Source organism: Candidatus Amarolinea aalborgensis (assembly GCF_900491745.1).
GTDB classification, from domain to species: Bacteria; Chloroflexota; Anaerolineae; order SSC4; family Amarolineaceae; genus Amarolinea; species Amarolinea aalborgensis.
Genome location: NZ_UETR01000005.1, coordinates 279285 through 305006, shown reverse-complemented (window position 1 = coordinate 305006; position 25722 = coordinate 279285). Strand labels below are relative to the sequence as shown.

Sequence of the window (25722 nt, the reverse complement as noted above, 5' to 3'; positions counted from 1 at the left end):
GAATACCATGAAGATTGTTCTGCTGCTGATGGCGCTTTTGGGCGCCCTGTTTGGCTGGCATGATTCGCCGCGCCGCACGGCGGTCGGTACACCGGCTGCGACCTTCACAGTCAACAGTCTGAACGATGCGGTGGACCTGGTGGCCGGTGATGGCCAATGTGATTCGAGTGCACAGCCGAACAACCAGTGCACCTTGCGTGCGGCAATTCAGGAAACCAACGCCCTCACCGGAGCGGACACCATCATGCTCCCCGCGGGCGTCTACACGCTCACGATTCCAGGCATTGGTGAGGACCTGGCGGCGATGGGCGACCTTGACCTTCGCGACAATCTGACGCTGATTGGCGCCGGCGCCCCCACGACGATCATTGACGGCGGCGCGCTGGATCGGGTCTTTCATCTGGTGACCAGCGGCAGCGTCGTGCAGATCAGCGGCGTCACGATACGTCACGGCAATGCCATGTTATCCGGGGCGGGCGGCGGCCTGATGCTGCAGGCCAACACTCGCCTGCTGCTGGCGGACAGCGTGGTGCGCGACAGCGTAAGCCCGGCCGGGGGCGGTATTTTTGGCCTGAATGCCTCGCACCTCACGGTCAGCGGCAGCTCGATTGAAGTCAACACATCCGATTCGAGCAACGGCGGCGGTATTGATGCTTCGGGCACAGTGACCATCACGGCCAGCGCCATCATAAGCAACACCGCTGTCAACAGCGCGTCCGGCGGCGGCATCAACATCGGCGCTGGCGGTCAAATGCTGGTGCAGAACAGTACGTTCAGTGGTAATCAGGCCACCAATGCCGGCGGTGCGATCTTCATGGCGGGCAATGTGACACTGAGCAATGTCACGATCACGGCCAACCTGGGAAATTCGGATTCTAGCGGCGGAACCGGATCTGGAGGCGTCCATGTGTCTACCGGCATCTTGACCTTGCAGAACAGCGTGCTGGCCGGCAACCACCAAGGCGCGACGGAACTGTCTCCTGACTGCAGCGGTTCGCCAACATCGCTTGGTTATAACCTGATTGGCAACAATCGCGGCTGCGCGTTGACCGCGGCCACTGGCGACCAGATTGGAACACAGGCCAACCCGATCAATGCCAGATTGGGGCCGCTGGGCAATCACGGCGGCGCCACGCTGACCCATGCCCCGCTCGCCGGCAGCCGGTTGATTGACCGGGGGAATCCGGCCGCACCTGGCAGCGGCGGCGCAGCCTGCGAAACGGCCGATCAAACCGGCTTGACCCGCCCACGCGATGGTAATGGCGACGGGGCCGCGCGATGTGACAGCGGCGCCGTGGAGAGTCTGTGTCTCCTGAGAAGCGATTTCAATCATGATTTGGCGGTGACGGTGGCCGACATTCAGGCCAGCGCGCTGAGCTGGCTGAGTAACGATCCGGTCTATGATCTGGACAACAACGGCCTGGTCAATGTTGTGGACATTAGCCTGGTAACAGCGGATTTTGGGTACACCTGTCCACTTCCCGGCATGGTTAGTAAATGAACGGGATCAACTTGCGCACACGCGCCCGGTAGTCGTCATAGCCGGGCAATGCCTGCCGCAGCCAAAACTCTTCACGCCGTGATTTGAGATCGAAGAAGATGAACAGCGCCAGCGCGTAGAGTACGCCCAGGCTGCTGCGGTTCAGCACGCCCCAGCCCAGCGCCGCCAGGATGATTCCCGCGTAAATGGGATGGCGCACCAACCGATACGGGCCTGAGGCGACGAGACTGGCGCCCGCTACCGGGTGAGGCAGCGCGCTGAGGTTGGGGCCGAGGCGAAGTAAGGCGGTCGCCAGCAGCAGGCCCCCAACGACTGCGAGCGCCAGGCCTGCCACGGTGGCGCTGATCGTCGGGCCGCCCGTCCAGCGCGGCAGGCCTGGCAATGATTTTGGCCCGACGATGACCAGGATCAGAAGTATCCCTTGCACGATCACATACCACTCGCCGCGTCGGTTCTTCCACCACGATTCTGTTGGTTTGATATCACCCTCCGTTTGCCCTGCGCCTGGTTCATCGCTGCCGACGGCCGCAGTCGGCGCGACTGCCTGAGCCGCCGCCGCAAATTGTAGCACAAGAGGCCTGTAACAGCCACCCAGGAATAGGCGTCAGTTTCATTGCTGAGGCCAGCTTGAGACGTTGAACCGCGACGAGCTCGCTTTTCACCCACTGAGTTGATGACTCCCTCCTCCCGCTGCCGGTTTCCCCTCTGATGCTCTTGGCGCCAACCGACCTTGCGTTCTTTTTTTGTGGTGTTGAACACAGGAGGTTAGAATGTCCAGATCTAGCCGTCGCCTCTATCTCGTTCTGACATGGCTCGTGATTCTCGTCTTGACCATGACGCCGCTGGCGCAGGCTGACCGCGTCGCACGCAGTGCGCCTGCTGAACCGACGGCGCCGCAGCTTTTGCCTCCGCCTGGCCGCAATGGCCTGGGCATGGGACAAAAGGAGAACGGCAACCCGGCCGACGCGCCGGTCCATTTGATTGACGGGGTCAATGTCACGAACGGCAATTTGATCGCCAGTGACACGCACTTCCAGTTCAACGGCGTCGGCCCCACCTTTGGCCTGCAGACTGTCTACAACAGCCAGGCCCAATCCACCTTGACGCCGATCGGCCGCAAATGGACGCACAGCCTGAATGTCTACCTGGAGCAGACGAGCAGCGGCCTGCGCCTGCACAAGGGCGACGGTGAGATCATTGACTATCCGCTGAGCTGCCGCCAGGATGTCAATCGCAGCGCCACGCCCATTGATGTGCTCGATGTGCAGCTGGATGCAGAGCATTGGGGCGCGCAATTTCCCGATTCCTTTTTCGACGTTTTCTTCGATGTGCATCTGCCGGCCGATAACCGCACCGACGTGGTGGATGTGCAGACCGTGGCCGCTGCATTCGGACTGCCGTGCAGCGCCGTGGAGCCGGCCTATCAACTGTGGACAGGCTATCAGGCCGACGGTGTATTCAGCGAAATCACCAGCGAACCGACCGGCCCGCAAATGCGTACACGCGATGGCCTGATTTACCGCTTTCGTCTCCTGACCGATCCCGTGGCGCCCGGCTATCTGTCCAGTGTGCTCGACCGCAGCGGCAATGGCTATACGCTGACGTACGCGCCGAGCAGCGGGCGCCTGGCGCAGGCAGAGAGCACCTCGGGGATGGCGCTGCAGTTTGTCTATAACACCAACGGCACCTTGCAGCGCGTGACCGATCACACGGGGCGGCAGGTCACCTATGCCTATAACGGCGCGGGCGATTTGACTGGCGTGAATCGCTACGGTGTGACCTGGCGCACGTATGGCTATGGCGCCAGCGACCTTCTGCAGAGCGATACCAACGCCCGCGGCGATATCACCCAGTATCAGTATGACGGCCTCGCGCGTTTGACTTCGCTGCAGCGGCCAGGCGCCTCTCTGCCGCAGACTTACAGCTACGGCGTTGGCCAGACCGATGTGACAGACCCGTTGGGACGCGTCACCACGGTGCAATTTGCGCTCACCAGTGGACGGGTCAGCCAGGTGAGCAACAGCGCCACTGGCATGACCATTCTGTACGAGTGGGACAGCCGGGGCAATCTGCTGCATCTCGGCGGCGGCGACGGCAATCACTACGAGTATGACAGCCGCGGCAACCTGCTGCGCATCCAATCTGCGCACCCCGACCCCGCCGCGACCGAACGGCTGGAAACCCGCTTTACCTATGACCTGTGCAACAATCAGACGATGGTCAGGGATGCACAGGGCGCGGTGACCAGCAGCACCTACAGCCCAACAACCTGCCAGCTGCTCAGCTCCACGGACCCCCTGGGGCATACGACGCAGTTTGCTAACAACAGCCGCGGCCAGCCTCTGCAAATCACCGACGCGTTGGGCCGAGTCACGCAGAATATCTATGACAGCAACGGCAACCTGGCGCAGGCCGTGGACGCGGGCGGCAACGCTACCACGTTCACCTATGACAGCCTCAACCGCCGCGTGAGTGAAACCAAGCCGGGCGGCGGCACGACAACGTTCCAGTACGATCCGTTTGATCGCCAAACGCGCGTCACCTCGCCGCAGAGCGCCGTCACCCAGATGGTGTACGATACCGTGGGCAACTTGCTCTCGTCCACTGACCCTGACAGCCGCGCCACCGAGTATACGTACGACGGTCGCGGCAACAAGGTGACGGTGAAGGACGCCGCCGGTTACATCACCCAGTATCTGTACGATGCGGGTAACCGCATGGTGCGCATGACCGACCCGGCCGGCCAGATGACCCAAGTCACCTACGATGCTCAGGACCGCCCACTCCAGGTCGTGGGGCCGCTGGGCCAGACCACGACCCTGACCTATGATGACGCCAACCGTACGCGCACGATCACCAACGCGGTGGGGCAGACGACGACGTTTCGCATTGACCGCATCGGCCGCGTGACTCAGGTGACGAACGCGGACGGCAAATCGAACGTCTACGATTACGACCTGGCGGGCAACATCATTCAGGTGACCGATCCGCTCAGCCGGACCGAAACCTTTGCTTATGATGCCGCGGGACGCAAGACCAGCGAAACGGACGCGCTCGGTCAAACGACCACCTACAGCTATGACGCTGCCGGCAACGTGGTCGCTTTGACCAATGCCCGCAGTCAAACGACGACCTTTGGCTATGACTATGCCAACCGCATGACGCAGGTCAACGATCCCTTGGGCGGTGTGACGCAGATGCAATATGATGCGCTGGGCCATACCACCGGGGTCATCAATACCGTCGGTCAGACAACGCAGTTCGTTTATGACAGCGATGGCCGTTTGACAGCGGCCACGCGCGTCACGGGCGGCCCACCCGAGACGACTCAGATTCAGTACAGCCCGGCGGGCCGGCAAACGGGGATGATTGCGCCGCTGGGCAACAGCATCCAGGCCACGCTCGACGCGCTGGGCCGTGTCGCCCAGCAATCCGAGGGCGGGTATACGACCCTCTACCAGTATGACAGCCGCGGCCGCCGCACGCAGATGACCGACGCCAATGGGGGAGTGTGGACTTACGCGTATGACGACCTCGGGCGCTTGACCAGCAGCAAAGATCCGCTGAACCGCATGACAAGCTATCAGTACGATCTGCTGGGCAACATGATTGATAAGATTGCGCCGGATGGCGGCGTGACGCACTACACCTATGATAACCAGAACCGCATCACGCGCACCGATTACAGCGATGGCAGCCATGATGATCAGACGTACGATGCCGTGGGCAACACGACTGCGGCCAGGCACTACAACGACAGCGGCGTGTTGGCTACGCAGACCACGTTCGTCTATGACGCACGCAACCGCGTTGTGCAAACCACGCAGGTCGTCTCGCCCACGCTGACGGCCACGATTGGCTATGAGTATGATGCCGTGGGCAACCCGACGCGCAAGACCTATCAACTGCCCGGGTTGGCGACGCCAGCCCAGGTGGACATGACCTGGGATGCCAAGAATCGCCTGACCCAGATGGTGCGCAGCGACAACGGCGGCACGTTGACGACGACAGAGAGCAAGACGTACGATCTGGAAGGCCGTGTGATCCAGTCCGTCTATCGCAAGAATGGTGTGGCGGCCGGCTACAGCTTCTACACGTACAACGGCGCCGGCCGCTTGAGCCAGGTGCGCAACTGCCAGGACGCAGGTTGCACCGCGCCGATCTCGCGCCTGAACTACACGTATGATGCCAACGGCAATCGGCTGCAGGAGACGGTGGAGCAGGGCAGCCAGACGACGCAGATGCAATACACCTACGATTCAGCGACTCAGAGCCGTCTGACGCGCGAAACGCGCGTGCAGACGATTCCGCCTGGGCCGACGGCCTACGACACCCGGTACACCTACGACAACGTAGGCAACCGGGTGCGCCGCGAGGAGGTCAGCGGCGGCTGCGATCCTGGCGTCACCTGTGCACGCACGGATGCGACCTATGACGCGGCGCATCAGATTGCCCAGACGATCCGCTTCGAGGCAGGCGGGGGGCCGCCGACGCAAATCATTCAGCATCAATACGATGTGCGCGGCAACTTGCAGACGCGCCAGGCGGTGGTGGGATCGGCCGTGATGGAGCAGTTCGCCTACGATCCCGGCGGCCGCCAACAGAGCTACAACAACCTGGTTGCCAATCAGGCGCGCACCTACGCCTATGATGCCCTGGGCAACAAGGTGTTGGACTGCGACGGCGCTGGGAACAACTGCACGGGCTATCTGTACGATGGGCCTAATGTCGTGGCCGAGTACAGCAACGCGACCAGCGCGCCGACCCTGAGCGCCAGTTACCTGTTCGGGCAGCAGATTGACGAGCAGGTTGCGCGCATCGTGCCGGGCAGCGCCACGGTGCATTTCTTCCTGCGAGACGCGCTTGGCTCCACACGTGAAATCATTGACCAGGTTGGCGCGGTGGTCAAACGCTACGAATACAAGGCGTTCGGCGAACTCTACAGCGAGACCGGTTCGGTGGGAGCGCCGCCGAACAACCTCTTGTTCACCGGCCGGCCGCTCGACCGCACGAGCAGCCTGTATGATTTCCGCACACGCACCTACAATCCGGCCGAGGGACGCTTCCTGCAAACCGACCCCATCTATGAGGGCTTGATCCTATCGCAGTGCCCATCGTGCTGGCAGCATCCGCTGGAACTGCTTTCGGTGATGCCGTTGTACACCTACGTGGGCAACAACCCGGCCACGTACAACGACCCGACCGGCGAGCAGTGGTGGTTCTGGTATCCCTGGTGGTGGGGCGCCGGCGCCTGGTTCTACCAGCCTTATGGCTGGTGGGGCTGGTGGTATGGCCCGTGGGGTTGGTTTGGGCTGCGCTGGTGGTGGTGGCGCTGGTGGTGGCCGGCCAATCCCTGGTGGGGCGGCTGGTGGTGGTGGCAATGGCGCTGGTGGTGGTCCGGCTGGTGGTGGGGCTGGTGGGGTAACTTCGCCTGGCCCTGGTGGTGGTGGGGCAACTGGTGGTGGTGGCCCTGGACATTTGGCTGGGGCTGGTGGTGGTGGCCCTGGTGGTGGGGCGGCTGGTGGTGGCCCTGGTGGTGGACTAACTGGGGCGGCTGGGGCTTGCCCTGGTGGCTCGGCTGGGGTTGGTGGTGGTGGCCCTCATGGTGGGGCGGCTTCTGGTGGCCGTGGTGGTTCGGCTGGGGCTGGTGGCCCTGGTGGGGCGGCCGCTTCTGGTGGCCCTGGTGGTGGGGCTGGCGTCCCTGGTGGTGGGGCACCTGGTGGTGGGGCCCCTGGTACTGGTGGGGCGGCTGGTATTGGTGGCCCTGGACGTGGGGCTGGCACTGGTGGCCTTATTGGTCGTGGTGCTGGTGGTCGCTGCGGCCCTGGTGGTGGGGGCTGAATTGGATCTGGTGGGGCTGGTGGCGCCCGTGGTGGTGGTGGCACTGGTGGGGCGCGTGGTGGTGGTGGCCCTCCCGTTGGTGGTGGTGGTTCCCCCTGACCGTGCCGCTCTACCGGGATGTAGGCGATGCGCCGGACTCCACCAATCACTATGGCGCCAGCATGGTGGCCTATACCGGCCCGCCGGTTGTGACCGCGGCGTTCCCCACGGTCTATGACCCTGGCCTGGGCGCGCCGTATGGCCCCATGCACCGCTATCCTCGCGCGGATGCCTGGCTGGGTGCGTGGGTCAGCCAAGAGAACGATGCAGATCTGATCCCTGACGAAGATGGCCCCGACTGGCCTAATCTCGATCCGGTCACGCCGCCCGGGCTCTCGAATCGGGATGAGTACGATGATGGCGTGACGCCAGCCAGCATCAGTCTGCCGCACTGCAGCCTGACCAGCTTTACCTACACCGTCACGGTGGCGGGCGGTTGGCGCACGCGCTACGTCAACGTCTGGTTCGATTGGAACCGCGATGGCGCGTGGGACGACACGCTCAACTGCGGAGGGACCAATACAGCGCCGGAGTGGGCCGTGCAGAACCTGGCCTTGACCCAGGGCCCGGGCACGTACACACTGACGACGCCGGCCTTCCGGGCCTGGAAACCGGAGCCGCGGGCGCAGTGGATGCGTATCACGCTGAGCGATACGCCCTTTGCACTCAACAGTGTGGGCGACGGGCCAGCCAGCGGCTTCCGCTACGGCGAGACCGAGGATTACGTGGTGCCGTAGATGAACAAAAAGGGCGAGATGATCCGGCTATTCGGCATCTTGCCCTTCCTCCTCTGGGATCAGCCGCCTAGGCGCTGCCCGCAAAAAGCAAGTTCCCGTGTTCGTTGCGAACACGGGAACTTTTCGTTCCTCAATCTTTAGGCGCTGGTTCGATTCGGGTTGGCCGTTGTCACCGCCGCCGGCGCGATGCTTGCGTGGGCTACTTGCCGCCGCTTGAGCGTCGCGTCGTCACGTCGAAGATCACCGCCACGACGAGCACCAGGCCGCGGACGACGTACTGGAGCGAAGCATCGGTGTTCATCAGGTTCATGCCGCTGGTCAGAGACATATAGACCAGGGCGCCGATGAGCGACCCCATGATCGTGCCGACGCCGCCAGCCGGCGACGCGCCGCCGATGAAGGCCGAGGCGATCGCGTCCAACTCAAAGCCGTTGCCTGCCGTAGGCGTCGCGGACCGCAGCCGAGCCGCGAACAAGACGCCCGCCAGCGCGGACAGGAAACCCATCGAGGCGAAAACAAACAGGGTAATGCGCTTGACGTTGATGCCGCTTAACTGCGCGGCTTCCGGGTTACCGCCGATCGCGTAGATGTGCCGGCCCAGGACTGTCTGCGTTGTCATAAACTGGTAGACGGCGACGACGATCAGCATGATGACGGACGTCCAGGAGAGGCCATTGTAGCCCGCGAGCACCCAGGTGATGGCTCCGAGCACAATGGCGATAAAGACCAACTTCAAGGTGTTCAAACTCGCCGGCAGAACCTCGAAGCCGTAGGCTTGCTTCTTGCGGCGGCTGTTGATATCGCTCACAATGAACAAGATGATGGCCGCCAGGCCGAGGATGAGCGTTAGTTTGTGCACCCCTGGCAAAAATGCGCTGTTGGCAGGAAACAGGTCGGGAATGTAACCATTGCCGAGCGCGTTGAAGCTTTCATCAGGGATGATGACGGTGCCTGAGCCGGCCAGTGTCAGCGACAGTAGCCCCCGGTAGACCAACCAGCCGCCGAGCGTGGCGACAAAAGCGGGAATGCCCACCCACGCCACCAGAAGGGCCGTGACTGCTCCTGCTACGACGCCCATCGCCAAGGCGATCAGGATGACGAGGTACCAGGGCAGGTGGAGGGACACCATGCCGATGGTCGCAATGGCAGCGAGGAAGCCTGACAGAAAACCGACCGATAGATCAATATGCCGAATGACAATGACGAGCGTCATTCCGGTTGCCAGAACGGCAATATAGCCCATCTGGTTCAACAGGTTGGCGATATTCCTGGGCGAGATGAAGAGGCCATTCGTCCGCCAGGTGAAGAACGCGACGATCACGACCAGGGCGATATACATGCCGTAGTCACGGGCGTTCGTCCGGGCCATTTTTCCCAGACTTTGCAAGAACGGCGTCTTGGTTTGGACTTGATCAGCTTGACGAGAAGTCATCCTAAGCCTCCTGGTGTCATGAACCCTGCAGGCAGGGATTCCGATAGTGCAATGCGGCGAGATGGCATGTGACAGCGCATCTCATGAGTCACAAGGTGAGACAAACATAGGCGGGTTCCTGATTAGCTCGTAGCCATTTGCATGATCTTCTCTTGAGTTGCCTCCTCGATCGGCAACTCGCCGGTGATCCTGCCTGCCGAGACGACGTACACCCGATCGCTCATGCCGAGAACCTCGGGCAGCTCGGACGAGATCATGATGATGCTCATGCCCTCCTGCACCAGTCGGGCCATAATCGTATAGATTTCGTACTTGGCGCCGACGTCAATGCCGCGCGTAGGCTCGTCCAGGATCAGCAGGTCGGGCTTGACAAACAGCCACTTGGCGATACAGACCTTCTGCTGGTTGCCGCCGCTGAGGTTTCCCACCTTCTGCTCGACGCTCGGCGTCTTGATGTTGAGCGAACGCCGGTATTCCTCCGCGATCTTGATCTCAGCGTTGCTGTCAACGACGCCGCGCCGGGCGATTTCCTGCAGGTTCGCCAGCGTTGTGTTCTGCTTGACGTCCTGGATCAGAATGAGACCGGCCGCCTTGCGGTCTTCGGTTGCATACGCCATGCCCGCCTCAATCGCGTCGTGCGGATGGTTGAAATGCTGCTGCTTGCCGCCGACCCACAGTTCTCCCTCGGTCCGGTACCCTTTCGGGTTGCCGAACAGGCTCAGGGCCAGCTCGGTGCGGCCAGAGCCCATCAAACCCGCAACGCCGACGATCTCGCCCTTGCGGACCTTGAAGTTCACGTCGTAGAGGATGTCCCGGCCCAACGCCGGATCGAAGGCGTTCCAGTTCTTGATCTCGAGCACGACTTCGCCGCCGCCTTGCGGGCAGATGATGAGAACTTTGATGCCCTTCTTCACCAGCGCTTCGACGTTCGCCTTCTCTTTGGCGGCATCGCCCTGGCTGAACAGGATTTCGACATTGTAGCCGGCGGCGCGGAAGGCATCCTGGAAGCGTTTTTGATCCTGGATCCAGCGCGGTTCATCCTGAGTTGGGAGGACGATCCCGACGACGGGGTTGCCCGCTGGCGCAGGCGCCTGTGAAACTTTGCCCGCCGCCGCGCCTCCGTAGTAGCCGGAGTCAATCAAGATCGCCTTGACATTGGCCTTGTCAACCGGGATTACCGGAGACTGGAGCGCCGGGACAGCGATTGCCCCGTTGTTGTAACTCCCGTTAGCTGCGGGGGTCTGGCCTTTGAGCAGCGCCACGGCCGCGTCAACTGCAGTCTGCACCAGGGCGCGCACATCTTTGAAGACCGTCATGGACTGCTTGCCGTCCAGGATATACTTGGTTGACGCTTCCTCGGCATCCATGCCGGTGATCAGGCAGCTCTTGACATCCTTATCGGCCGTGAACACATCGGCAATCGCGCGTGCGGTATTGTCGTTGGGGGCAAGAACAAAGACGTTACCTTTGTCGGCCGCGCTGGCCAGGGCAAGATTGGATTGCGCCATGTTCCTGGCCGTGCGGGGGTCCCAGTTGGTCGCGATCTGGCGAATGATCGCGCTCTGCTGCTCGCGCGTCAGAACGGCATTCCCCTGCAAGCTGGCGGCCTGGCTTGAATTCTTGATGACGAAAGTGCCGTCGGCGACCTTGGGCTGGAGAACACCCCACGCGCCCTGCAAGAGGAAGAAGGCGTTGCTGTCAGTTGCGGCGCCGGCATACAGATATAGCGGATTGCCTTTGCCCTGCGCATGGTCAACCAGGTATTGCGCCTGCTGCGCCCCAACAGCGGGGCTGTCGAAGGTCACATAGTAGTCCACCGCCGTGGTGTCGGAGATCAGCCGGTCATACGAGATGACCTTCACGCCGGCTGCTTTCGCCTCCTCGACGACGGCGGCCGTGGACCGGAACAGGTTACGTTGGCGCTGCGGATAGATATTGTTGATTTCGCGGCCGACCATGTGCTTAATCAGGACCGGTTCGGAGACTTCGCCCTTGTGCGCATCCAGGGTGGTGATCGTCTGGCCGTCGCGCAGGACTGTGACTGTGTCCGCAATGGCGATAACTTCTTTCAGCTTGTGCGAAATCATCACGCAGGAGACGCCGTGCTGTTTCAGCTCACGGATCAAGTTCAACAGGTTTTCGCTGTCATCCTCATTCAGGGCGGCGGTCGGTTCGTCCAGGATAAGTAGTTTTACATCCTTGCTCAGCGCCTTGGCAATCTCGATCAATTGCTGCTTGCCCACGCCCAAATCTTTGACCTTCGTCCCCGGGTTGACGTTCAGTCTGACGCGCTTGAGCGCTTCGGTGGCCCGCTTGATGGTTTCATTCCAATCAACGATGAAGCCACGCTTGATTTCATTGCCGAGGAAGATGTTCTCATAGACCGTCATTTCGGGGACGAGCGCCAACTCCTGATAGATGATCGCGATGCCGACCTTCTCGCTGTCGGCGATGCCGGAGAATTTCTGCACCTGCCCGTTGAAAAGGATGTCTCCTTCGTACGTGCCGTATGGATACACCCCGCTGAGGACCTTCATGAGGGTGGACTTGCCCGCGCCATTTTCGCCCACGAGGCAGTGAATCTCGCCCGCGGCAACCTGAAAGCTGACGTTGCTCAGCGCTTTCACGCCGGGGAAAGTCTTGGTAATATTCTTCATCTCTAGGATGGGAGGTTGATTAGGCATGGCGCTAACTCCTGACGAAGTGAAGCATGAGAGGACCAGTTCTGTCCCGATTCTCTGCGGCTGAGTCGCGTAAGCGGCCCAGCCACAGAGCGGTGGGTGCACTAACCCGTCTGGTCGGGGCAATTTCCCCCGCTTCCGGCCTTCGCTGTGAGAAGAATCGCGGAAGCGGGAGAAGGACGAGAGTTATTGCAGGTTCTGGAAGTCGCCGGCCTGGTAGTAGCCGGAGTCAATCAAGGCGGCCTTGACGTTGTCCTTGGTGACGGTGACGATGGCGGACGGCTTGGCCGGCACATCGAGCTTGCCGTTGTTGTAGGTCGTCGTCTTCTCGGGGGGGGTGCCGGCGAGGAAGGCGTTGGCGGCGGCGACGGCGTCGGCTGCCAGGGTGCGAACGTCCTTGAAGACGGTCATGGACTGCTTGCCGTCAATGATGTACTGGACAGAAGCCTTCTCAGCGTCCTGGCCGGTGACAAAGTACTTCTTGACATCCTTGTCGGCGGCGAAGGCATCGGCGATGGCGCGTGCGGTGCCGTCGTTGGGGGCGAGGATGTAGACGGTGCCCTTGTCGGCCGTGGTGGCCTTGGTCAGATTGGCTTCGGCCAGGCTCTTGGCGGTGTTGAAGTCCCAGTTGGTGGTGGTCTGGCCGATGATCTTGGACTCTTCGTCGCGGGTCAGCGTGGCCTTGCCTTGCAGGGCGATGGCTTCGGCGGAGTTCTTGATGACGAAGGTGCCGTCGGCGATCTTGGGCTGAATCTTTTCCCAGGCGCCTTCGAAGAAGATGAAGGCGTTGTTGTCGGTGGCGGCGCCCGTGTAGATGTACAGCGGGTTGCCCTTGGTGTCGCCGGCCTGCTTGATCAGGTATTCGCTCCAGGCAGCGCCTACAGCCATACTGTCGAAGGTGACATAGTAGTCAACCGCATCGGTGTCGCGGATCAGGCGGTCATAGGAAATGACCTTGACGCCGGCGGCCTTGGCCGCAGCCGCAGCCGCAGCGGCAGCCGTCGCGTCCTGCGGGCAGATGATCAGGACTTTGATGCCCTGGCTGATCAAGGCCTCAACATTGGCCTTTTCCTTCGCACTGTCGCCCTGGCTGAACAAGGGGGTCCAGCCAGCCTTCACGAAAACGGCCTGGTCTTGCAGCCAGCGCGGCTCATCCTTGGTCGGCAGCACCACGCCCACCAATCCCTTGTCCGCCGGGGCAGCAGGCGGCGCCGAGGCGTCCAGGTTCTGGAAGTCGCTGGTCTGATAGTAGCCGGAGTCAATCAAGGCGGCCTTGACGTTGTCCTTGGTGACGGTGACGATGGCGGACGGCTTGGCCGGCACATCGAGCTTGCCGTTGTTGTAGGTCGTCGTCTTCTCGGGGGGGGTGCCGGCGAGGAAGGCGTTGGCGGCGGCGACGGCGTCGGCTGCCAGGGTGCGAACGTCCTTGAAGACGGTCATGGACTGCTTGCCGTCAATGATGTACTGGACAGAAGCCTTCTCAGCGTCCTGGCCGGTGACAAAGTACTTCTTGACATCCTTGTCGGCGGCGAAGGCATCGGCGATGGCGCGTGCGGTGCCGTCGTTGGGGGCGAGGATGTAGACGGTGCCCTTGTCGGCCGTGGTGGCCTTGGTCAGATTGGCTTCGGCCAGGCTCTTGGCGGTGTTGAAGTCCCAGTTGGTGGTGGTCTGGCCGATGATCTTGGACTCTTCGTCGCGGGTCAGCGTGGCCTTGCCTTGCAGGGCGATGGCTTCGGCGGAGTTCTTGATGACGAAGGTGCCGTCGGCGATCTTGGGCTGAATCTTTTCCCAGGCGCCTTCGAAGAAGATGAAGGCGTTGTTGTCGGTGGCGGCGCCCGTGTAGATGTACAGCGGGTTGCCCTTGGTGTCGCCGGCCTGCTTGATCAGGTATTCGCTCCAGGCAGCGCCTACAGCCATACTGTCGAAGGTGACATAGTAGTCAACCGCATCGGTGTCGCGGATCAGGCGGTCATAGGAAATGACCTTGACGCCGGCGGCCTTGGCCGCAGCCGCAGCCGCAGCGGCAGCCGTCGCGTCCTGCGGGCAGATGATCAGGACTTTGATGCCCTGGCTGATCAAGGCCTCAACATTGGCCTTTTCCTTCGCACTGTCGCCCTGGCTGAACAAGGGGGTCCAGCCGGCTTTCACGAAAACGGCCTGGTCTTGCAACCAACGCGGCTCATCCTTGGTCGGCAGCACCACGCCTACCAAGCTCTTGTCCCCTCCCGTTGGGGCAGTCGTTGGGGCGGACGGGGCAGTCGTTGGCGCCACGGTAGCAGCGCTACCACAAGCTGACAGCAGGGTTGCTGCCAGGATCAACAGAGTGATGATCAAAAAAAGTGGATTCTTCTTAGACACTGATTCTTCTCCTTTGAAAGAAACCTGTACCTTGGGAACTGAATTTATGCGGGGGATGTTTTCAACGACCAATTGGGCAGTCTGACTTGTTGTACACCTCCTTCGCGACGTCCTCGGCACGTCGCAGGCAAATTGCACAAACACCCTATACATTTTAACAGGAATTGCCTTTGGCGACAAATTTGTCGTGAATTAAAATAGATAACTTTCTTGCCGGATTGGGCCTGTGCCTGGGTTTTCTGACGCATTGCGTTATGATTCTGCACTTTTCTGTGGTATACTCTGGCATAGGAAACGTCGAATTGGCAGGGGTGATTTTCCAGCGTCGCTGTTTGTGAGCTGCCAATCGCAGAGGCATGAAGGGAGGACGTTTGCATGCGCAAAATTGCCATTGCTCTTTCCAAGGGCGGCGTGGGCAAGACCACGACCGCAGTCAACCTGGCGACCGGCCTGGCGTTGGCAGGCAAGCGCGTCTTGCTGGTGGATGTGGATACGCAAGGCCAGGTGACGAAAGCCCTGGGCCTCCAGGCGGGGTTGGGCCTGGCCGACCTGGTGACGGCCGAAACGTCATCACCCGAAGCGCTCATTCCTGCGCGTGAAGGCCTCTCGGTGCTGGCGGGGGGGCGCGCCCTGGCCGGCCTCAAGCGCCAGATTACGCGGCGCGATTTTGGCGGCGAACAGGTGCTCAGCGAGGCGTTGGCGCCCTTCGAAGATCAGTTCGACTACACGATTCTGGACACGGCGCCCGGTTGGGATGCGCTGACTGTCAATGTGCTTTTCTATGCACACCAGGTAGTGGCGCCGGTCTCCCTCGAAGTGTTGACGCTTCAGGGTCTGATTGAATTCGAGCAGAGCCTGACCGCCATCCAGAAATACCATCCGGCGCTGAATCTGGCCTACATCCTGCCCACTTTTTTTGATCGCCGCGTGCGCAAGTCCGCGGAAATCCTGGAACAACTGCACAGCCATTATGGCGCACGCGTCTGTGCGCCGGTGCGTTACAACGTGCGTCTGTCGGAGGCGCCAGGCTATGGACAGAGCATCTTTGAGTATGCACCTCATTCCCCAGGCGCGGAAGACTATCAGGCGTTGGTAGAAAGGATCATGCGTGATGACCGAACGTAAACAAACACCCGATCTCCTGGGTGAGCTTCTGGGCGGCGGCGCGCCAGAGCCGGACTTCGGCGAGCTCAGTCGAGCCGCGTCCGCCGCGCCGCCCGTGCGTGACGCCAGCGCGCCGCGACCGGTGAGCAAACCGGCTGCCAGGCCGGCCGCAGCGCCGGTGAGCGAGCGTCAACCCGCGGCCAAGGCGCCTCCCGCGCGCGTGCATTGGCAATACCTGGTTGTCTCCTTCCAGGAATACAAGGGTTGGCGGCCGCGCTTCCGCAACGGCGAAAAAATCGTCAATTGGGAGGATCAACCGCTGCTGCACGACTACCTGAATCAGTTGGGCGCCGAAGGCTGGGAAATGAGCGGGGCCAGCGCCGGCCGTGCGCTCTACGGCAGTCGCGACGAGTATCAGGTCATTTTCAAGCGGCCGTCTTCCCCGGCTTCGTGAGACGACCGTCAGGGGTGCATTTCAATTTTGGGGCGTAGCCCCAGAGGGGCTTGCACCTCGTAGCCGGATGGCCTTTGGCCTCCGGCGGGGTTGCTGGCCCGATAGCGTGCGCGCAACCAACGCCGCCCGACCGTGAACGGATCGGGCTACAAGGTGGAAGGCCCTGTCGGGCCTGACGGCGCGCAAGGGGTTTGTATTTCGTGGCGGGCGCATTTCAGTTCCGCTGCGTAGCCGGCTTCGGTTGGGCTTGGAGGTGGTTGCAGCGGCCTTCGACAAGCTCAGGCCCCGTGCGGTGAGCCTGCCGAACCGTGCGGTGAGCCTGCCGAACCGTGCGGTGAGCCTGTCGAACCGTGCGGTGAGCCTGCCGAACCGTGCGGTGAGCCTGTCGAACCGTGCGGTGAGCCTGTCGAACGCTCGGTCGAGCCGCTCACGACGAAGCCTCAATCGCTCGACGTCGGACCCGCCCCCAAACTGAAATGCACCCACCGTCAGACGAAAATTGACACCTTTCTCGTTCTGCGCTAAAATTTTGCCAACTTGACCGGAGGTTTGAACCATGCGTATCCTGATCCATAGCCGCAAATTTGTGGTATGCAGCGCATGGGGTCAGATTCTGGCGTAACGATTTAATTCTGCTTTGTCTTTGAGAACCGTGGGCGCGCTGTATGCCCACGGTTTTTTGTTCCGGGCAGCAGGTCAACCAACCTTTGCCCGAACGCGAGCCAGCAACTGTGTGCTGTTCTCATAGTCAACGCGCCGTGGGCATTCATCCACCCACACGAGGGGGATTGCTATGCTTCAAGTCAGTAATATCCATAAATCCTTTGCCGGCGACGTGATTCTCGATGGGGTTTCCTTCACGATCAACCGCGGCGAGCGCGCCGGGCTGATCGGCCCCAACGGCTGCGGCAAAACCACGCTGCTGCGCATCATCCTGGGCCAGGAATCGCCGGATCGCGGCAGTGTGCGCCTGGGGCCAGGCGATGTGCGCGTGGGCTACCTGGCGCAGGCGCTGGACTATGCGCCTGACGCGACCGTGGGCGCGGTGGTCAAGCAGGCCATCGCCGCGCTGGGCGCGGCGGAACAGCGCGTGCAGAGCCTGGCCGCGGCGATGGGCCAGGCGGCCGGCGCAGAACTCGACGCGATTCTGGCCGATTACGATGTGACCCTGGCCGATTTCGAGCGCCTGGGCGGCTACGGCATCGAGGCGCGCATCCATGCCATCCTGGATGGCCTGGGCCTGCGGGCGCTCGATCAAACCACGCCCGTGCACATCCTCAGCGGCGGGCAGAAGACGCGCCTGGGCCTGGCGCGCCTCCTGCTGACTTACCCCGATTTGCTGCTGTTGGACGAGCCGACCAATCATCTCGACATGAGCGCGCTGCAATGGCTGGAGCAGTTCGTGCGCGGCTATGACGGCGCCGTGATCATCGTCTCGCACGACCGCGCCTTTCTCGACAACACGGTGAGCACGGTCCTGGAGATTGATGAGCAGACGCATCGCCTGACCGTCTACCCCGGCGGTTATTCGGACTATGCGGAGGCGAAAGAGAGCGCCCAGGCCAGGCGCCTGGCGGCGTATAAAGAACAGCAGGAGTTCATTCAGCGCATGACGGCCACGATTGCCGACAAGGAATCGTACGCGCGTAACATCGAACACGGAACGATTGATTTTGCCACGCGCAAGGTGGCAATGGGGATTGCCCGCCGCATGACGGTGCAGCGCAAACGACTGGAGCGTTTGCTGGCTTCGGAGGAGCGGATTGACAAGCCATCGTTGACCTGGCAGATGAAGCTCGATTTTGGCGCGCCGCCGGAGAGCGGTCGCGAGGCGTTGGTGCTGGAGAATCTGGCGCAGCGCTTTGGCCCGCTCGAGCTTTTTCGTGAGGTGAATCTGACCCTGCGCGCCGGCGAGCGCGTGGCTCTGATCGGCCCGAACGGCAGCGGCAAGACCACCCTGGCGCGCATCATCGCCGGCCAATTGACGCCCAGCGCGGGACGCGTGCGCCTGGGCGCCGGAGTGCGCCTGGGTTACTTTGCCCAGGAACAGGAATTGCTCGATCTAGCCAGCACGCCGCTGGAAACGGTGCGCGGCGTGGCCGCGATGAACGAGACCGAAGTGCGCAGTTTTCTGCACTACTTCCTCTTTGCGGGCGATGCAGTCTTCACGCCGGTCGGCATGCTGAGTTTTGGCGAGCGCGCGCGCCTGGCGCTGGCCCGCCTGGTCGCCGTGGGGTGCAACTTCCTGCTCCTGGACGAGCCGATCAATCACCTGGACATTCCGTCGCGCACTCGTTTCGAGCAGGCGCTGACCGCGTTCACCGGCACGGTGCTGGCGATCGTGCATGACCGCTACTTCATCGAGCAGTTCGCGACGCAGATTTGGAGCCTGGAGGGTGGCACGGTGCGCACCTATGCTGAATTGGCCGACGTACCGATGGGTTGAGACCGGGCGTAGGCTCACAAGAATTCAACCTCCATCCATTGCTCATGCGCCGTCGCCAGCAGACCGCCGCCAAAACGCCCCTGCGGCGTAACAACGGCGTATTGGTTGTCCAGCCAGATGACCAGGCCGAGCGGGCCGGCCGGCGAGGCAGTCGTATGCAGCACCTCGTCGCCATCAACCAGGAAACGGGTCTGATGGACGCCCCATGCGATCGTATAGAGGCGCCAGTCCGTCATGCGGACCGGCGCCTCTGCTTCCTGCACCCCCAACGCACGTTGACCGAGCGGCCACAGCGCGCGGTACAGGCGCGGGAAGCGCATCAAGGCGAAACCGATCGGCGCGGCCGGCGCCAACGCGTAGAACAAGGGCCGCTGCGCGTCCATGACGGCGGCTTTCCAACCGTGGCCGGGCATCCCCTGCGCCAGGGCCATGTTCGACGGTGTCGAGGCAAAGAAGAACCAGGCTGCGCGCGGCAGCGCGGGGAGGCGCCGACCCGCGCCAGGATAAGGGCTGTTCCAAAAGCCAAAGCCGGCCGTGTGTTTTTGGCAAATGAAACCTGGGCCACTTGGCAATGAAAAACAGGGCCAGCAAGGTCACCCCGTTTTCAGCTTGGCAATCAAAATCAGGGCCGTTTGGCAATGAAAATCAAGGCCATTTGGCAATGTAAAACAGGGCCACCCGTGATTTTGGAAACCCAAAAAGCGGGGAGGGTGGGATGACAACAGGCGTAGGGCTGGCCCTGCTTCCTTCGTCCGTCGCCATCGCAGCTTCAGGATTAGCGCCGTTCCTGGCTACCCCGTCAATGGCCGGTTTGGGAATCCGGCCTGCTGTTGGCCGGATTCCCAAACCGGTTCATCTCGACCATTGACGGGGTGGCGGACGGTGCTAGACTGGGGGCTAGATGGCGACGGCGAGCAGGAGGCAGCCCTGCTTTCTGAGTCCTGAGCCAGAGCGACAAGGGGGTGAAAAGTGAATGAAGTTGTTGTGTCAAACCTCCTGATGGATCTGTATGGCGAGAGAATCATGGTTGGGACGGTGATACAGAGCTGGTGACATGCTGCATGCGCTGACGAAAGCGATATGACTCACCAAGAAATTCCAGGATGTGGGCCCGATGGGTGAGCCGATCGAGGAGTGCGCTGGTCAGTCGTTCATTGCCGAAGACCTGTGTCCAGTCGGCAAAGTGCAGGTTGGTGGTGACAATGAGCGCCACTTTTTCATGCAAGGCGGAACAGAATTGGAAAATCAACTGGGCGCCGATGTCAGAAAAGGGAATGAAGCCTAACTCGTCCAGGACGATCAGGTGGCATTTCTTGGCTGCGGTTAGGAACTTGGCCAAGCGATGCTGATCCTGAGCTTCAATCAGTTCATTAACCAGGCCGGCGGCGTTGTAGAAGCGAACCTTGTATCCCTGGCGACATGCGGTGAGCGCAAGTGCCGAGGCAACGTGTGTCTTCCCTAAGCCCGGATTGCCCACGAGCAGAATGGGTTCGGCCTGGCGGATGTAGTGTCCCTGAGCTAAGGCGAGCACCTGCTGCTTGTTCAGTTGGGGGACGCAACTGAAATCGAAATCGGCCAGTTCTTTCAGCACAGGAAAGCGTGCTTCCTTGATGCGCATGATTTCACGTTTACGTTCGCGTTCGTTCACTTCCTGTTCGGCCAGGGCGAGGAGGAAGCGATCGTAACTGAGGTTGTTACGGGCGCCATCCTCAGCAAATGGGCGATAATTGCGCACGAAGGTGGGGAGATGCAACTGTTTGAGGTAGCTTTCCAAAAGCAAGAGCGATTCCATCACTTCCCTCCGGACAGCAACTGGTTGTAATGTTGCAAGTTCACGGGTTGGGTGCCGATCTCCCGTAAGCCGGACTGCTCGGTCAATTCGAGCGTGGGGGGTGGCGTATCTGGATGCAGTATCTGGTGCAGGCATAACTTCACTCCCTCGACATGGACACAGTTGTGGAGCAAGGCCTGGCTTACCGCCTGTTCGATCAGGTCGGCCGGATGATCCCGATGCAGTTGCAGGATCTGAACAAATTCGCGTATCCCGCGACCCTCGGGCCACTGCTGTTGCATCTTGTTCAACAGTTGCTCGTACGCCGCCGGCCATGTCGCCCGCCACTGGCGTAAGGGTTTGGCGTGCTCGAAGGCGCCGGGACGTTGCACCAGCAGGGGCAGATAGTGCAGGGGGTCGAAAATGTCCTGCTCGCGTGCGTAAGAGCGGGCATGGTTGGCGATCACTTTGTCGTGATGCATGATCTCGATCCGAAATGGATACGCTCTGACCACCAGTTTGCGCTGTGCCTGGTCCACGGGCACCGAGTAGCGATTGGTTTCGAAGATCACCTGGCTGTACGGGGTCAGTGTCACCGGCGCCGTCACACAGCACGCATAGTCTCGCACGGGCAGTGGGCGCAGATGGGTTCGCTCCTGCTCCCATGCCTCGCCGATCGTGGTTGGCTCGCCTTTCACCTGGCGCAGGTCGTTGGTGCGGCACTTGTCCAGCAAATAGGCGTTCAGTTCGCTGAACGAGGCCACGTGGGGGATGGGAACCAGAAAGTTGCGCCGACTAAACCCGACGTTATGTTCGACACCTCCCTTTTCGTGGCCCTGCGCAGGGGTGCAGAAGTGACTCTCGAAGAGATAATGGCTGCGAAACGCCACAAACGTACGCTGCTCGATGCGACGATGCCCTTGCAGAATCTCAAACACGGCCGTTTTGAGATTGTCGTAGCTGACTCGGTGCGGTACGCCGCCAAAGAATCGGAAAGCCTGCACATGACCGTCCAAGAAACTCTCTTGCTTTTGCGTCGGATAAGCGCACACGAACAGCCGGTGGGAAAAGTTGAGCCACATCAGGAACAACTGTACGACCATCCGTACGCCAGCCATGATGACCGTCGCATCTCCCCAGTCCACTTGAGCTTCGCGACCCGGATCGAACGCCAGCGGCAGGTAAACCGCCGGCTTCCGCTGTGCCTCACGGCATTGCGCTACGTAGTGACGCACGCCCGAATCGCTCCCCCGGTAGCCTTGCTCGTGGACCATTTCATAAATCTTCTGCCCCGTGTACCGCTGCTTACGCGGCAGTCCTTCATTCTCGGCCAGAAGTTCGTCAATCTTTGCCTTGTAAGGCCCCAGCACCGGATCCGCTCGTTGAACTGCCCGCTGGTACGGCTCCGGCTCGGCCAGGTCCAGCGCTTTCGCAATGGTGTCGCGCCCGTGTTTCAGTTCGCGAGCAATCTCACGAATGCTCTTGTGTTGATTGAAATAGGCATCCCGAATCTGGGCATAATCTTCCACCGTCTTCATCCTTCCCTCCGCTACCATGGTCTCGTCGGCTTTTCGCCTCCCCCTTATGATAGCGGAATTTCTCTGGTGGCCCAGATTTCGACTGCCATTTCTCAGCCAGGTGGCCTTACTTTATATTACCAAAAACAGCCGTGCCGCGCAGCTCGGTCGCGTCATGCGAAAAGCGCGCGCGTACTGTCAGCGTCACGGGCGGGCGCCAGGGGAAGGCGCGCCGCGGCCGTCCCTGGTAGTCATCGAGCTGCGCGTTGCTGTAGATTTTGCTGGTGGTTGATGGCAGTCGCAGCCGCCAACCCGCGTCCCAGGCTTCGACGCCGCCGCCGCCTGCTACGCACGGTACAACCGGCGCAGTTACGTCCTTTCCTATATTGACCACAATGACCAGCTTGACCTGTTCACAGTCCAGTTGCTACATGGCCCTCCCCAGTTCGAACCTTGGCATCCTTGCGGAATAGGTGTTATTGTTGGGCTTCCGGGAGGAGCAGATGAAGAACTTCCGCTTCCGGCGCAGTCACTGCTCTGGCCTGTCCCCCATACAGTTTGGTTGGGTGTGCAGATGCCTTCGTATGGTCCTCCACGACAGGCCACCGCTTGACCATATGCATTACAACAGGTTTTGTAAGTAGAAGTTCCTATAGCACACCCATCAGAGGTACATTTTCCCGGCCGTAAACCTGTTTCACTATTCATACAGCTATCTGTAGCAGGACATTGCCGTTGTTCCCAGATATATTGGCAAGTAGGTAAATACATATTTGGTAGATATACTCTACAAACAGCATCGTGTAAATACGTCCAGGTCGGTAAACCTGAACAGGCCGAGGCATTTAATCCTGCCACACAGCATACATTTGCAGGCGTGTTTCCGGAGCACAAATCAGTAGGGCAACCGCTCCCAACAACATTGCAGTCCGGATCTGTCATTTCGCGTGGTAAAGTTGCCACCTGTTCGCGGGCATAGAGCGCCAGTGATTCGCGAGCATAGGGAGCCATGTGTTCGCAAGGATACGGAGCTATGCGTTCGCGAGCATATGGAGCCACCGATTCGCGGCCAATGACGCCGGTCGTTCGCGTGATGCGGCGCCACTAAGGCGAATCGAGAACTTGGTTTCTCCTTCTGAGACGGTGATAATTCCTTCTGTTTGCAAGCAGCTATTGCGGAACAGAAAGGAATGACGATGAGTGGAAGGAGAACGAACGTGTTAGATGTACGCGAAATCTTGCGTCGGCTGCGCGCTGGCGAAAGCGATCGTGCCACGGCCAAGGCGCTATCAGTTGGCCGGCATACGGTCAAGAAATATCGCGAATGGGCCGATAAGGCGGGATTGTTGGCGGGAGATCTTCCCCCGACAGACGAGATACACGCTCTTTTACAATCAACCATGCCAGACACCGGAACCTCTACAGTGGCTTCGACCATTGTTCCCTTTCAGGAAGTCATTCGGGAATGGCGAACACGGGGTTTGGAAATCCAAGTGATCTTCCAACGGCTGCAGGAACAGCACCAGTATCGTGGCACCTATTCGAGCGTCTGGCGCTTCGTGCGCCGTATGGAACCGGCGACGCCCGACGTGACGATCCGCATCGAAACGAAGCCAGGCGAAGAGGCCCAGGTCGACTTTGGCTATGCTGGGTTGATCCGCGACCCGCAAAGCGGGGAGATGCGCAAGGCCTGGGTGTTCGTCATGACGCTTTCTTGGAGCCGACACCAGTACGCCGAACTGGTCTTCGACCAGACCGTCGAGACCTGGCTGAAGCTGCACATCAATGCGTTTACCTACTTTGACGGCACGCCCCGCCGAGTCGTGTTGGACAATCTCAAGGCCGGGATTGTGCGAGCTTCTTTGGAAGATCCCGTCGTGCAGCGCAGCTACCGAGACCTTGCCGAACACTATGAGTTCCTGATTGCACCCAATCGGCCCCGGACGCCCCAGCATAAGGGCAAAGTGGAGAGCGGCGTTCACTACGTGAAGCGCAACTTCCTCGCCGGTCAAACCTTCACCGATCTGACCGAGGCCAATGTCAAGGCGCTGGCCTGGGTCGAGAAGATAGCCAGTCAACGGATTCATGGCACGACGAAAGCCAAACCGACGGACCGTTTCGAGGGGATCGAGAAGATGGCGTTGCAACCTCTACCTGCCACCCGCTACGATCTGGCGGTTTGGAAGCAAGTCCTGGTGCACCGCGACTGCTACGTCGTATTCGAAAAAGCCTACTATTCGGCGCCGTTTCGCTTGGTCGGCCAACAGGTCTGGGTGCGTGGCGGTCTGCAGTCCGTGCAGATCTTCAGCGAATACACCCTCGTGGCCACGCATCAACCGGCCAAGGCGCCAGGCGAACGGCTCACGAACCCGGACCATCTGCCGACTCACAAGGCCGCCGGTCTGCTCAACACCCGTGAAGCCTGCCAAAAACGCGCCGACGAGATCGGCATCCACACCGCCGATGTGGTCGCACGGCTGCTGGCCGAGCGTCCGCTTGACCGCTTGCGCATGGTGTGGCGCATCTTGCGCCTGGCCGAGGAGTTCGGCGCACCCCGGCTGGAACGAGCCTGTATGCGGGCGCTGCACTTCGAGGATTGCACGACTCGCACCATCCGCCAGATCCTGGAAAAGCGCCTGGACTTGGCTGCACTCCCCCCATTGGTTGTTGAACTGACGCCGCGGCGCTTCGGTCGCTCGGCCCACGAGCTCTTGCCCGGCCTGGGAGACATGTCATGGAACTAACGCACCAACTCAATACCCATCTCAAGCGGTTACGGTTGTCAGGCATCCTTGACACGCTGGAACTGCGCAACCAGCAGGCCATCCAGGACAAGCTCTCCTACGTCGAATTCCTGAACCGGCTCATTCAGGACGAAGTGGAGCGGCGGACCCAGAAGCAGCTCCAGTTGCGACTGCGCCGCGCCGCATTCCATAGCGACAGGACGCTGGAGGCCTTTGACTTTGGCTTCAACCCGACGATCAACCGTCAGCAGGTGCTTGACCTCGCCACCTGTGCCTACATCCAGCGACACCGCAACACCCTGATCTGTGGGCCGACCGGGGTAGGTAAAAGTCATCTGGCTCAAGCGTTGGGGCACGAAGCGTGTCGCCGCGGCCACGACGTTCTGTTCGTCAGCGCCCACAAGATGCTCGCTCATCTCAACGCCGGCCGCGCTGATGGAACCTACGACCGGCGTCTGCAGACCTATCTGCGGCCTGCGCTCTTGATTATCGACGATTTCGGCCTCAAGCCCATGCGTCCCCCAGCGCCGGAGGACATGTTTGACGTCATCCTCGAACGGTACGAACGGGGCTCGATCCTGATAACCAGCAATCGCGCACCGAGTGAATGGCCTGAGATCTTTCAAGACCCTTTGATCGCCTCGGCCGCCCTCGATCGCCTCGTGGACAACGCCCAGATCATGATCATCACGGGCGCCAGCTATCGCGCACGTGACCGCCACTTCCTGGCGGCGCACAAGGAGTGATACATGCTTTATTCAGCCAGGCCCAGGGCGCCGCCGGTGACACTGGTTCAGAGTGGCCCATCCAACTGGACACCTATCAGGCCAAAGATAACGAAAAGACGAGGTGGTCTGGTCGGCGACCTGACCCTCTCGCCTTCTCTGGGTGGGTAACTCCCATTTTAGGCAAGACAAGCACCATGTCAAGTCGAGCAGCTCACTTGATCGTCTGCGCCCGACACCGGGCGCACTCGTTAACAACGACTTTTAGATCACCATGAAACAACGCTCAAATTGAGCCGACACCGGCACCCGGATTGCAGTTTCGGGACTGCCCAAGTCGATCTCTAACAACTGGAGAAACCAGGTATTCTC

General features: G+C 60.9%; 15 protein-coding genes and 1 pseudogene. 7 read left to right on the top strand and 9 right to left on the bottom strand.

From position 1 onward, the window contains the following. The first annotated feature begins 7 nt into the window (after nt 1-7). Nucleotides 8-1501, top strand: a complete 1494-nt coding sequence (locus ACPQ6D_RS09380; protein ID WP_423224047.1) for a choice-of-anchor Q domain-containing protein — start codon at nt 8-10, stop codon at nt 1499-1501. On the opposite strand, the gene ACPQ6D_RS09375 is transcribed toward ACPQ6D_RS09380, so the two are convergent. Then, nucleotides 1491-2072 (bottom strand): methyltransferase family protein, encoded by a 582-nt coding sequence (locus ACPQ6D_RS09375; RefSeq protein ID WP_423224046.1) that lies wholly within the window; start codon nt 2070-2072, stop codon nt 1491-1493. The genes ACPQ6D_RS09380 and ACPQ6D_RS09375 overlap by 11 nt on opposite strands. A gap of 199 nt (nt 2073-2271) precedes the next feature. Between ACPQ6D_RS09375 and ACPQ6D_RS09370 the strand changes: the two genes are divergently transcribed. Continuing rightward, nucleotides 2272-8118: an RHS repeat-associated core domain-containing protein gene (locus tag ACPQ6D_RS09370; RefSeq protein WP_423224045.1), complete on the top strand. Its 5847-nt coding sequence runs from the start codon at nt 2272-2274 to the stop codon at nt 8116-8118. A gap of 199 nt (nt 8119-8317) precedes the next feature. On the opposite strand, the gene ACPQ6D_RS09365 is transcribed toward ACPQ6D_RS09370, so the two are convergent. The 4 genes and pseudogenes from ACPQ6D_RS09365 to ACPQ6D_RS09350 form a co-directional block, all read right to left on the bottom strand. Beyond that, nucleotides 8318-9550, bottom strand: coding sequence for a sugar ABC transporter permease (locus tag ACPQ6D_RS09365; RefSeq protein ID WP_423224044.1), 1233 nt, complete (start codon nt 9548-9550; stop codon nt 8318-8320). Between the two features lie 122 nt (nt 9551-9672). After that, the gene (locus tag ACPQ6D_RS09360; protein ID WP_423224043.1) at nt 9673-12234 is read right to left on the bottom strand and encodes an ATP-binding cassette domain-containing protein; all 2562 of its coding nucleotides are present in this window, start codon (nt 12232-12234) and stop codon (nt 9673-9675) included. Nucleotides 12235-12417: 183 nt separating this feature from the next. Next, on the bottom strand, nt 12418-13455 hold the full coding sequence (locus ACPQ6D_RS09355; protein ID WP_423224135.1) for a sugar ABC transporter substrate-binding protein: 1038 nt from the start codon (nt 13453-13455) through the stop codon (nt 12418-12420). Next, nucleotides 13453-14589: pseudogene (locus tag ACPQ6D_RS09350) on the bottom strand (sugar ABC transporter substrate-binding protein); the annotation flags it as partial. The gene ACPQ6D_RS09355 and the pseudogene ACPQ6D_RS09350, both read right to left, overlap by 3 nt. Before the next feature lie 375 nt (nt 14590-14964). On the opposite strand from ACPQ6D_RS09350, the gene ACPQ6D_RS09345 reads away from it, so the two are divergent. From ACPQ6D_RS09345 to abc-f, 3 genes are all read left to right on the top strand, one after another. Then, complete coding sequence (locus ACPQ6D_RS09345; RefSeq protein ID WP_423224042.1) at nt 14965-15714, top strand: ParA family protein; 750 nt, start codon at nt 14965-14967, stop codon at nt 15712-15714. Continuing rightward, nucleotides 15701-16147: a DUF4177 domain-containing protein gene (locus ACPQ6D_RS09340; protein ID WP_423224041.1), complete on the top strand. Its 447-nt coding sequence runs from the start codon at nt 15701-15703 to the stop codon at nt 16145-16147. Before ACPQ6D_RS09345 ends, ACPQ6D_RS09340 begins: the two co-directional genes overlap by 14 nt. A 793-nt stretch (nt 16148-16940) precedes the next feature. Beyond that, a complete protein-coding gene (gene abc-f, locus ACPQ6D_RS09335; RefSeq protein ID WP_423224040.1) occupies nt 16941-18593 on the top strand; it encodes a ribosomal protection-like ABC-F family protein in 1653 nt (550 codons plus the stop codon). A 14-nt stretch (nt 18594-18607) separates the two neighbouring features. Here abc-f and ACPQ6D_RS09330 read toward each other — a convergent pair whose 3' ends face one another. The 4 genes from ACPQ6D_RS09330 to ACPQ6D_RS09315 all read right to left on the bottom strand — a co-directional run bounded on the left by ACPQ6D_RS09330 (nt 18608) and on the right by ACPQ6D_RS09315 (nt 22275). Beyond that, nucleotides 18608-19165 (bottom strand): hypothetical protein, encoded by a 558-nt coding sequence (locus tag ACPQ6D_RS09330; RefSeq protein ID WP_423224039.1) that lies wholly within the window; start codon nt 19163-19165, stop codon nt 18608-18610. 449 nt (nt 19166-19614) lie between these two features. After that, complete coding sequence (istB, locus tag ACPQ6D_RS09325; protein ID WP_423222872.1) at nt 19615-20385, bottom strand: IS21-like element helper ATPase IstB; 771 nt, start codon at nt 20383-20385, stop codon at nt 19615-19617. Further along, the gene (istA, locus tag ACPQ6D_RS09320) at nt 20385-21902 is read right to left on the bottom strand and encodes an IS21 family transposase (protein ID WP_423222873.1); all 1518 of its coding nucleotides are present in this window, start codon (nt 21900-21902) and stop codon (nt 20385-20387) included. Before istA (ACPQ6D_RS09320) ends, istB (ACPQ6D_RS09325) begins: the two co-directional genes overlap by 1 nt. A 106-nt stretch (nt 21903-22008) precedes the next feature. Continuing rightward, nucleotides 22009-22275 (bottom strand): hypothetical protein, encoded by a 267-nt coding sequence (locus ACPQ6D_RS09315; protein ID WP_423224038.1) that lies wholly within the window; start codon nt 22273-22275, stop codon nt 22009-22011. Between the two features lie 796 nt (nt 22276-23071). On the opposite strand from ACPQ6D_RS09315, the gene istA (ACPQ6D_RS09310) reads away from it, so the two are divergent. Beyond that, nucleotides 23072-24625, top strand: coding sequence for an IS21 family transposase (gene istA / locus ACPQ6D_RS09310; RefSeq protein ID WP_423222638.1), 1554 nt, complete (start codon nt 23072-23074; stop codon nt 24623-24625). After that, the gene (istB, locus tag ACPQ6D_RS09305) at nt 24616-25371 is read left to right on the top strand and encodes an IS21-like element helper ATPase IstB (protein ID WP_423222637.1); all 756 of its coding nucleotides are present in this window, start codon (nt 24616-24618) and stop codon (nt 25369-25371) included. The genes istA (ACPQ6D_RS09310) and istB (ACPQ6D_RS09305) overlap by 10 nt, the downstream gene beginning before the upstream one ends. Nucleotides 25372-25722: the final 351 nt, after the last annotated feature.

Bases quoted from the DNA above. Each gene is read 5' to 3' on its own strand.
- ACPQ6D_RS09380 (WP_423224047.1), top strand. From the start codon at position 8: ATGAAGATTGTTCTGCTGCTGATGGCGCTTTTGGGCGCCCTGTTTGGC.
- ACPQ6D_RS09370 (WP_423224045.1), top strand. From the start codon at position 2,272: ATGTCCAGATCTAGCCGTCGCCTCTATCTCGTTCTGACATGGCTCGTG.
- ACPQ6D_RS09365 (WP_423224044.1), bottom strand. From the start codon at position 9,550: ATGACTTCTCGTCAAGCTGATCAAGTCCAAACCAAGACGCCGTTCTTG.
- ACPQ6D_RS09360 (WP_423224043.1), bottom strand. From the start codon at position 12,234: ATGCCTAATCAACCTCCCATCCTAGAGATGAAGAATATTACCAAGACT.
- ACPQ6D_RS09345 (WP_423224042.1), top strand. From the start codon at position 14,965: ATGCGCAAAATTGCCATTGCTCTTTCCAAGGGCGGCGTGGGCAAGACC.
- ACPQ6D_RS09340 (WP_423224041.1), top strand. From the start codon at position 15,701: ATGACCGAACGTAAACAAACACCCGATCTCCTGGGTGAGCTTCTGGGC.
- abc-f (WP_423224040.1), top strand. From the start codon at position 16,941: ATGCTTCAAGTCAGTAATATCCATAAATCCTTTGCCGGCGACGTGATT.
- istB (WP_423222872.1), bottom strand. From the start codon at position 20,385: ATGGAATCGCTCTTGCTTTTGGAAAGCTACCTCAAACAGTTGCATCTC.
- istA (WP_423222873.1), bottom strand. From the start codon at position 21,902: ATGAAGACGGTGGAAGATTATGCCCAGATTCGGGATGCCTATTTCAAT.
- istA (WP_423222638.1), top strand. From the start codon at position 23,072: ATGACGATGAGTGGAAGGAGAACGAACGTGTTAGATGTACGCGAAATC.
- istB (WP_423222637.1), top strand. From the start codon at position 24,616: ATGGAACTAACGCACCAACTCAATACCCATCTCAAGCGGTTACGGTTG.